Origin of the sequence: Robertmurraya sp. (assembly GCF_036676585.1) — a bacterium.
Taxonomy (GTDB): Bacteria; Bacillota; Bacilli; order Bacillales; family Cytobacillaceae; genus Robertmurraya_A.
This window is the reverse complement of sequence record NZ_JAKFCQ010000206.1, coordinates 1-9,800: the sequence shown is the minus strand read 5'-3', so window position 1 is coordinate 9,800 and position 9,800 is coordinate 1. Positions and strand designations below refer to the sequence as shown.

Here is a 9,800-nt window from a genome sequence, read left to right as displayed (position 1 = left end):
GATGTGCTATTTGAGAGCTGTTCAGGTGGTGGCGGAAGATTTGACCCTGGCATTCTGTACTATATGCCACAAACATGGACGAGTGACAACACAGACGCTATTTCTCGCTTGAAAATTCAGTACGGAACAAGCCTTGTGTATCCAATCGTATCGATGGGTTCTCATGTATCAGCTGTTCCGAACCATCAAGTAGACCGAATCACCTCACTAGACATTAGAGGGGATGTGGCGATGTCAGGAAACTTAGGATACGAACTCGACCTAACCAAGCTGCCGGCAAGTGAAAAAGATGTGGTTAAAAAGCAGGTGGAGACATACAAGGAAATTAGAGGACTGGTCCAATTTGGACATTTTTACCGCCTGCTAAGTCCGTTCGAAGGAAACGAAACGGCATGGTTGTTTACAAATGATGATCAATCGGAAGCTCTCGTCTTTTATTTCTCGGTTGTAGCAGAACCTGCGGCACCACTGAAGTTTTTAAAGGTAACAGGTATTGATCCAAACAAACAATATCAGTTAGTTGGAACGGACAAAGTGTTTGGTGGAGACGAGCTTATGTATGTGGGCTTGAGTATCCCAGTTGAGCTTAGAGGAGATTTCCAAAGTTATAGTTGGTATTTGAGGGAAAAATAATTATATAGAGAAAAACATTTTTTTCTAATAGGTAGCAGTAGATTCGGGAAGAATCTACTGCTTTTTTATGGGTTTTCCCCTATTTGTATGTCAAAACTATGAAAGATGACCTAATTTATAAAATTATCTAAAAAATAGTATTGACGATGAGAATCATTCTCTATTATAATCACAATTGTGAATGAAAATCATTATCAATAAGTTAAACATAAAAATGATCAACGGGGGATTATTTCATGAAAAAGAGAGAGTTAAAGAAAATTTTTGCAGGTTTCTTACTAGCTAGTTCAGTTTTAACAGCATGTAGCTCAACTACTTCTACAGAAAAGACAGAAGAAAAGAAACAAGAAGAAGTGAAAGAGGAAGAAGTACAAACCGAAGAAGTAAGTTATGGACAGGCATTTCAAGAAGCAGTTACAGAATTAGAAAAAGCGAAAGAAGACAAAGAAGTAGATTTCGATAAAGTGACTGAACTTTATACGACAAACCTTCAAGGTCTTGTAAAAGAAAGAGATGCAGAATTTGAAGATACGATTGACCAACATATTACAACGGCATTAGCGGCAGGTAAAGATGGCTCCATGGACAAAGTAGTTGTAAAACAACTTTTTGATAAATTAATGCAAAAGGTTTTCTATACAACGATTAAGCATGAGTTTACTGAAGTAACGGAAAACTGGGCTGATAAGGAAGCAGTAAAAGAAGAAGTTGAAGAAGCAAAAGAATTCTACTCAATTATTCAATCGACTGTTGAAAAGCGTGATGCTGCTTACGGTACAAACATGGTAGATGCGATCGCGGGTGGATTTGATGAGATTGAGAAAGCAGTAGAAGCTGACGATCAATTAGGCTTCAACCTTGGGAAGCAAGTAGTGGACAAAACTTTGATGAAGACTTTCTACTTTGCAACCGGCGCAGTTCCGAACGGATATGCAACAAAAGCTGCTGCTGCAGCGAAGGAAAATGTGGAAGAAGCAAAAATTGAGCAAGCTGAAGGATGGGCATTTTATCAATCCATTTTCACTTATCTTGATAAGCACGCGCAAGAAGATGCTGCATTCATTCTAAGTCAATTCGATCTTCAAACAGATGTATCAACACTTGATCCTGCAGCTGTAAACAAAGCGTTTGTACGTGGGTTCTCAAAAATTGCATTACATGAGTATGAAGAGAGTGTGGAAACTTGGGGTGAAGACAAATCTGTTATCACTGCATTAGAAGGTGCTCTATTCATTGATGTTATTGGTGAAGATATTAAAACAATTATCGGTGAAGCGGAGTTTACTGCTTTAACTGAAAAGGCGCAAAAATATTTAGAAGCAGCAAAAGCACAAGATAAAGCGACTGCAGATGCTACGCTAGCTGAAATTCAAGCGACTCTAAATACGGTCATTAACAGCGCGAAATAATTTACACAGAAAGTTGGGAGAAAACCTTGGCATAATCAAGGTTTTTTCCTTTTCATTCATCCTCTCCTAGCAAAACTGCTTTCCATTCTTACTTAAGATATAATGATTGGTAAAGTGTAAAACTAGAGGTGTTGTTTTATGAAGATTATGGTAACGGGTGGAGCAGGATTTATCGGAAGCCATCTTTCTAGGAGATTATTATTAGAGCAACATGAAGTGTTTATCATCGATTGTCTTCATTCCTATTATTCTCTAGATAGAAAAAGGACGAATTTGGATGAAATAAAAAAGCTGGGTGCCTTTCACTTTTTTAATATAGACCTACTTGATCGAGAGGGGACCATTCGGCTATTAAAGGAAATCTCCCCTGATGTCGTGATTCATCTTGCAGCTCTACCAGGTGTTGCATATTCCATAGATCAACCACTCGAATACGTGGATTATGATGTCAAGGCAACGATTAATGTGTTAGAAGGAGCAGGAAAAGCGGGAACAAGGCAAGTGATTTTTGCTTCCTCTTCCTCGGTTTATGGAAATCAAGAAGGGCCATTCCTTGAAGAAATGGCAATCGGAAAGGTCATATCACCATATGCAGCTGCCAAATACTCTGCTGAATCCTTCTGCCATGTGTATGAACATTTATATGGATTTCAAATGAATATACTGAGGTTTTTTACGGTATATGGCCCATGGGGAAGACCAGATATGGCGATTGGTCATTTTATTAAAAAGCTTATGAACGGTGAAAGCATTCGCGTGTTTGGTTCAGGAAGCGCACGTGACTATACTTATATTGAAGATATTGTAGAAGGAATCAACTTGACGATGATGAAAAGCAAAAAAAGTGAAACGTTTAATATTGGCTCAGGAAGACCGATTACGATGGAGCATTTGTTATCTGAGTTACAAATCCATTTTCCGAACATGGTCGTGAAAAGGGAAGGCAATCGAGTAGGGGATGTTCAGCAAACTTGGGCGGACATCTCAAAAGCTGCAAATCAGTTAGGCTATCAACCAAAGGTCGAGTTTTCATTAGGTCTAGAGGAAACGGTGAAATGGGCGAAAGAGTATGAAGGTTCTCTCTAAAAAATTCGTTAAGAATGGCATCTCATTGGTCATCATTTTGATCTTTATTGTGCTAACCACCTTGTTTTTTGATGCTAGCCATGTATGGAATGCGGGGAAACTACTTGCTCAACATCCTTTTTGGCTTCTTTTCATGTTTGGTCTTTATTTTCTTTCCTTTTGTTTAAAAGCGGTGGCTTGGAAGCTGTACCTAAACGGGAAATCAAGCATGTTCTCTTGCTTATTAGGTATTCTTTACAGCTTATTTATTAATCACCTTCTTCCTATTAAGGTCGGTGATTTGGTTCGAGCGGAAGTGTTGAAAAATAGAGAAAAGCAAGTAAATAGAGAAGAAGCGTATCATTCTGTTATCGTCCTAAGGGTGATGGATATGGTCTGTTTAATCGGTATCACTTTTGTTGGGTTACTTGCATTAGACATCATCTACAGTATCCCGACATGGCTGATTCTCGGTGGACTATTGCTTGTTTTGCTAGCTCTAATCATTAGTAGACAATTTTTCAGCAGCTTTTTACAAAGGCAATTTGTTTTAATGAAGAGTGCGTTATTAGGATGGAAGGGATTCGTTATTATTTTTGCCACATTGATTAGTTGGATATTAGAAGCAGGGGTATTGTACGGTACGGTACATATTCTTACAGAAAAGGCGAGCTTACTAGAGTTAGCTTTTGTAAACAGCTTGACGATTGCTGGGCAAGTATTTCAAGTGACCCCTGGAGGAATCGCAAACTACGAAAGTGTCATGACCTTTGGTTTAGGTATCATAGGAATTTCGTTGAAAGTGGGATACACAATTGCGGTCATTAATCATGCCATTAAGTTCTTTTTTTCCTATATCGTTGGAGCATGTTGTTTTTGGATTCATCCAATCAAATTAGACACCATTAAGAGTTTGGCAAAATCGAGAGGAGTTAGTAGAAAGTGAAAAGTGCTTCAAAGTTTGAAAAAGTGGCAGCCCGATGTTGGAACTTACTTAATGAAGGCAAGCCCTTTACACCTATTTTTGTATTAGGAACGTTTCTTTTGTTTCATTTTAGGGATATGGCTTCGGTCGCGAATCTATCTTCAATCTTGCTATCATTACTGGTGATTATCCCGATTTTAGCCCTGTATTTTATCTTTGATTTTCCTTTATTTTTAAGAAATTACTTATGGATTCCTTTTATTGCTTATTTAATTGTATGGAATGATGTTCATCTTCCATTATTACTGTTTGCGATAGGTCTTTATTTCTTTTTTACCGTCTTTTTCTGGGGTACTCTTTATTATCATTTAAGAATTGGGACCTCGTGGTTGAATTTCACCCGTTTTTGGAAGCTAGTTATGAAAAATAGTGATTCAACCAGCGGGAATGCACAGGAACAATTGCCTAAGTTTTTACTCGTGTTATCTATTTGGCAGTTAGTTTATGACAATCATCGTTCAGGCGAGCCTGTTGAGTATCTTTACATCTTAGTGTTCTATGGTTTTATTTTCATTTTTGCTTGGATCTTACACCGCTACTTGTTTGATTGGAAGCCAGCGATGTATGCGGATTATACAAAGGATTCTACGGAGCCACCAATGAAAGCTCTCTCTGATAAAGTCGTTGTCATCGTTATTGATGGGATGAGAAAGGAACGATTTTACGAGGCAAATACGCCCTTCCTCGACTACTTGAAGGAAAACGGGACGGAGTATACGAATATGGAGACGGTGTATCCGGCAAGAACGGTCGTTTGTTTTACGTCGATGTTTACAGGAACGTATCCATTTGAGCATGGGATTACGTCCAACATGGTTTGGAAGCTGGGGATCAAGGTAGAGAGCATTTTTGACTCGTTACGTAAGGTAGGGAAAAAAGGCAGGCTTTTAGGGATTGCCCATTTGGTCGATTCGATGGGAGACGATGTCGAAACCGTTACAGCTGTTATGAATAATGATGAAGCAGATCCGAACATTATGAAAAGAGCAAAAAAAATCATGAAGGAACAGGATCCGGACTTATTCATTGTACAAATGATCGCAACGGATCAAACAGGTCATTCAAGAGGGGTCCTGTATGATGAGTACATTCAAAAAATCGAAGAAGCAGACGCTTTGGTTAAGGATTTTGTTGAGTGGCTTGAAGAAGAAGGGAAAATGGAGAATACAACATTATTTATTTGCGCGGACCACGGGCAGGCAGACGGAATTGGCGGACACGGTCACCTCGATGAAGGGGAGCGCTTCGTTCCATTTTTTATTCACGGCCCACATATTGAGAGAGGCAAGAAAGTAGAGCAAAAGCATAGTCTCGTTTCTATGGCTCCAACATTAGCACATCTTTTAGGGGCACCTTTCCCTAGCCACAGCCGTGGAAAAGTACTAATCGAAGCGATTAAGGAAAGTAGAGAGTAAAAATGAATAGACAGAAGGTAATCGTATTTTTACCAGCCTATAATGAGGAAGAATCGATTGGGGAAGTCATAAAAGGCATTCCCCGTGACTTCCATAATGCGGTCGAGGTTCGTGTATTAGTAATAGACGATGGTTCTACGGATGATACTGTCCAAGTAGCGAAAGAAGCGGGTGCTGATTATATCGTAAGCTTTGAAAAAAATCAGGGTCTTGGAGCCGCGGTTCGAGCAGGGATCAAGGAATGCTATAAGCATGGTGCTGATATTGGAGTCATGATTGACGCAGATGGAGAGTATCCAGCAAAGCAAATACCTGAATTGTTACAACCGATTTTTTCAGGAGAAGCGGATTATACGATGGGCTCACGATTTTTAGGAACGATTAAAGGGATGAAAATCCATCGTCGACTTGGCAATTATTGTTTCACTTTCATTCAAAGTCTGCTATTGAAAAAGTGGATATACGATGGCCAATCCGGAATGAGAGCCTTCTCCCGACAAGCTCTTGAGCATGCGGAAATCATTCATGATTATAATTATGCACAAGTGATTACATTAAATTTAGTGAGAAAGGGATTCCGTGTTCAAGAAGTGCCTATTCAATATCAAGTACGAAGGACAGGAGAGTCATTCATCACCTTCAGAGGGTATCTTTCAACAGTACTTCCTGCAATTTTAAAGGAAATAAGTAGACCCGTTCAAAAAGTAGAGCTCGATTACTCAGCTCACATAATCAGTCAATCATCAAAGGCTAGAAATCAGTTTATTCAGGGGATTTATCCATCGAATTTACACACAAAATAGACATAAAGTTTAAATTGACACTCAGAATGATAATCATTATCATTGAGGATAGGAGGCAGGTATATGATTAAGAAGCTTTTGTTTTTTAGCTTGTTAGTAATCCTTACTTTTACCAGTATGTTTACAACATCAGCTAGTGCCTATACGTACGGAGATCCAAACAAAGAAGAGGTGGCAGAAGCCTATAAAGAAATTCTCATAAAGTTGGATCAAGATCCACCAAATTTTGCTGAGTCAAGAGAGATTTATGAGTCAGTAAAAGAAGAAGTAGATATGCATATGGGAGCAGAGCCTTCAGAGTTTATTCTTGCTGGAATTGATTCCGAGGATAAAGAAGCTACCATTGAAAATATGGAAAAACTATTAGTGCTAAATATTGCAAGAAGAATGGAAAATATCGAGGGAAAATTTACCGAGTATGACACAAGTAAAAAGTTATTAGCGAAGGCATTTGCTACATATGAAGCATTGTCACCTAGAGTAGAAGCGGAAAATCCTGAATTAGACGAGGAATTAAAGGCTAGCTTTGACGAAGCGTTGAATGCACTTGGTAATCCGGGACTATTCGGGGTTGGAAAGAAGGAATCAGACCTAGAGGCCTTTAAGATAAATAAGGAAGAAATCCTAACCAATTTGCAGAAGGAATTTCAGTTAAAAAGCTTGGAAGTAGGTCATTTTTCTGAAAGTGCAACAGAAACAGAGTCTGCTGGAAAGAAAGAATGGACGGACATCTCTAATATCCGAAATTGGATCCCGTTAATTCTGATAACTGCAGCGATTGTAGGGGTTATTGTCTTTGCGATTCGAAAAAGAAATCGTAAATAAAAGTCATCATGGGGAAGGTGAAAAACTGTGGAAATTCAAGCCTTGTTGATTACATTTCGTGAAGTACTTGAAGCACTACTCATAATCGGAATCATCACAACTTATCTGAAAAGAATGGATCACGCGCAATACAATAAATATGTTTGGCTAGGTGCAGGTCTAGCGGTCATAGCGAGCGTTGGGGTTGCTATGCTATTTCAAGTGGTGTTTACAGGTTTTGCAGCGATGGGGAATGAAATCTATTTAAAAATAGGAATTATGCTCGTGTCCACAATTCTCTTGACCCAGATGGTTTTTTGGATGGCAGAACATAGTAAGGATATCAAAGGAAACATGGAAGGAAAAATGAACAAATTTATTTCAACTGGTAATATTGTTGGGATGGTCATTCATTCCTTCTTAGTTGTCCTCCGTGAAGGAGTAGAAACAGTCTTCTTTTTTGCGGCTATTACAGGTGGAAATATTGGAGCCGCCCTACAAGGCTGGGGTGCTCTTACGGGAGTCATTATCGCGGCTGTTGTGTCGTACTTCTTCTTTAAAGGTACGATGCGCATTTCATTAAAAACCTTCTTTAAAGTAACGGGAGCTTTCATTATTTTAATTGCGGCAGGATTACTCGTTCAAGCAATATCTATGATGCAAGATGTTGGAATTATCGGCAGTGTCATTCCACATGTATACGATATTACATGGTTTTTACCGGAGCACTCCATCGATCATGCGCATTATGTTAGAGACCATGGGGTTGAACCACTTCTGTCTGGTGATATAGGAATCTTCCTAAAAGCATTATTCGGATATTCATCCATGCCTTCAATAGAAGAAGTGATTGCTTATATTGGTTACTTTGTAGTAATTTATCTATTAACAGGATATCAACCTAAGGAGAAGTCAAAAAGTGCTGCGGAAGTAACTACTTTCAACGCACAGGTAAAATAATTTTGTAAGGGTACAAGGCACATGTCTTGTACTTTTTCTTTAGAAGTTGCTTGAAATAAAGGTGTGATTTATGTTGAAAAATGTGAAACCAAGTATCATTATTTCTCTGAGCCTTATGTTCATCATATGGATGTTTTTATCACAGGTGACAAATCTAAATTCATTTGCTTCCACCTATGATCAAGTCGACTTTGCTTTAGCACTTGAGCGTTATGATCTTTTAGCTATGCAGCCTCATTTTCCTGGATATCCATATTTTATTCTAGGGGGCTATCTCGTGCACCTTTGGGTACAAGATAAAGCGGCATCCTTGACGTTATTTAATATTCTTCTATACACCAGTGCCATGATCCCGATGTATAAAATATCGCGAGCTCATTTTTCCGTAGCGATAAGTGTTTTAGTTGCAACATTAACTTATTGTTCGGGGTTTGTCGTTCTTATGGTTAATCAGCCGATGTCGGAAGGGGCAGCGATTGCGGTACTATGGTGGTATGTTTGGAGTATCCATGTTGCATGGAAAAAACAAAGCTTTTGGTCACAGGTTATTCCGTTATTCTTGTTAAGCATATTGCTAGGGATTCGATTATCCTACCTTCCGTTTTCCATTGGTGTACTCTTTCTTTTGTATAAGCTATGGAAAGAAAAACAATTGCTACTGAAGGACATGGTGCCCCTAGTTCTTCTAGCAGTTCTTTTTCAGTTGCTTTGGGTAAGTGGAGTCGCACTTACGGAGGGGGGATTCGTCGGTTTTATGAAACTCGCTCTGTCTTTTACGAGCGGCCATTTCAATGATTGGGGTGGAGCAGCTACCTCGGTCGACCGATCTTTTTTTAGCCGTATGTATCAACTAATCATTGAAAATATAGGCTGGACAGGGATTGGGATAAGGTCATTTATTCTAATAAGTATGTTTGCAGTAATGTTTCTTTGTTTTTTTCAAGCTTTCAGTTGGAAAAGAATCAAGTCAAACTATTTATTCCAACTTTTCACCATACTGATCGTTGTTTATTTTTCATGGGTGTTATTTGCACAGAATGTAGAAAAGCCAAGGCATATTATTCCCCTGATTACTCTAGGGACATTTTGTTTATTTTCGATGGTTTTTTCGAAATGGAAAACCACCCTTATGATCACCTTTTCATTATTACTATTGTCTGTCCAAGCTTACCAAACTACGCTTTTATTAAAAGAGCAGGCAAGCGAGCTTCCAGCTACCTATGAATTAGGTGCTTATTTGGAGAATCAAACAGAACCTTTTGTTATATATGCTTGGGAGGAATCGAGGGTTTTTACGTATTTAGATACATCGTTTCCACATAAGGAAATTAACACATACTCAAAATTTTTACATGATCAATCGTATTATAAAAATAAGGATATCTTGTTAACCAATAGTGTTCTCGAAGGATTTATATCACAAGGAGAAGATCTAACAGGTAAGGTGGAGGTAGTAGAGGAGTTTTCCTCAAACTCATTGTTTGACCCTGTATATCATCATATTATTTTGTATAGGTGGAAGGGAGGGATGGACGAATAGTATCCCACAGCAGGAACTAGCAAATAGAATTCCCTATAAAAATAGTGAAATCCTACCCTCTTGAAAAAAGGATTTTCCTAGCTTTCGGGCGAAACCTAATTAAGAAAGTCTTTTGATAGCTGACTTATTTGATTTTTTGTATTTGTTGAGGGGGGATTAGATGGAATACGCGTATGAATGGGTGGA

Annotated in this window: 9 protein-coding genes; all 9 read left to right on the top strand. The window is 38.7% G+C overall.

What is annotated here, in order from left to right:
- The coding region (locus ACGLXV_RS24790) for an alpha-galactosidase (RefSeq protein ID WP_391560744.1) at positions 1 to 633 on the top strand (633 nt) is incomplete at its 5' end.
- Between the two features lie 236 nt (positions 634 to 869).
- Positions 870 to 2,042, top strand: coding sequence for a hypothetical protein (locus tag ACGLXV_RS24785; protein ID WP_119710039.1), 1,173 nt, complete (start codon positions 870 to 872; stop codon positions 2,040 to 2,042).
- Between the two features lie 138 nt (positions 2,043 to 2,180).
- Positions 2,181 to 3,128 (top strand): NAD-dependent epimerase/dehydratase family protein, encoded by a 948-nt coding sequence (locus ACGLXV_RS24780; RefSeq protein ID WP_391560743.1) that lies wholly within the window; start codon positions 2,181 to 2,183, stop codon positions 3,126 to 3,128.
- Positions 3,112 to 4,053, top strand: a complete 942-nt coding sequence (locus ACGLXV_RS24775) for a lysylphosphatidylglycerol synthase transmembrane domain-containing protein (RefSeq protein ID WP_391560742.1) — start codon at positions 3,112 to 3,114, stop codon at positions 4,051 to 4,053. The genes ACGLXV_RS24780 and ACGLXV_RS24775 overlap by 17 nt, the downstream gene beginning before the upstream one ends.
- On the top strand, positions 4,050 to 5,507 hold the full coding sequence (locus ACGLXV_RS24770; protein WP_391560741.1) for an alkaline phosphatase family protein: 1,458 nt from the start codon (positions 4,050 to 4,052) through the stop codon (positions 5,505 to 5,507). The genes ACGLXV_RS24775 and ACGLXV_RS24770 overlap by 4 nt, the downstream gene beginning before the upstream one ends.
- A 2-nt stretch (positions 5,508 to 5,509) precedes the next feature.
- Entirely contained in the window at positions 5,510 to 6,310 is an 801-nt protein-coding gene (locus tag ACGLXV_RS24765) for a glycosyltransferase family 2 protein (protein WP_391560740.1), read from the top strand.
- A gap of 63 nt (positions 6,311 to 6,373) precedes the next feature.
- A complete protein-coding gene (locus ACGLXV_RS24760; RefSeq protein ID WP_391560739.1) occupies positions 6,374 to 7,135 on the top strand; it encodes a hypothetical protein in 762 nt (253 codons plus the stop codon).
- Positions 7,136 to 7,162: 27 nt separating this feature from the next.
- Positions 7,163 to 8,074: an FTR1 family iron permease gene (locus ACGLXV_RS24755; RefSeq protein WP_391560738.1), complete on the top strand. Its 912-nt coding sequence runs from the start codon at positions 7,163 to 7,165 to the stop codon at positions 8,072 to 8,074.
- Between the two features lie 70 nt (positions 8,075 to 8,144).
- Complete coding sequence (locus tag ACGLXV_RS24750) at positions 8,145 to 9,614, top strand: hypothetical protein (RefSeq protein WP_391560737.1); 1,470 nt, start codon at positions 8,145 to 8,147, stop codon at positions 9,612 to 9,614.
- The last annotated feature ends 186 nt before the right edge of the window (positions 9,615 to 9,800 follow it).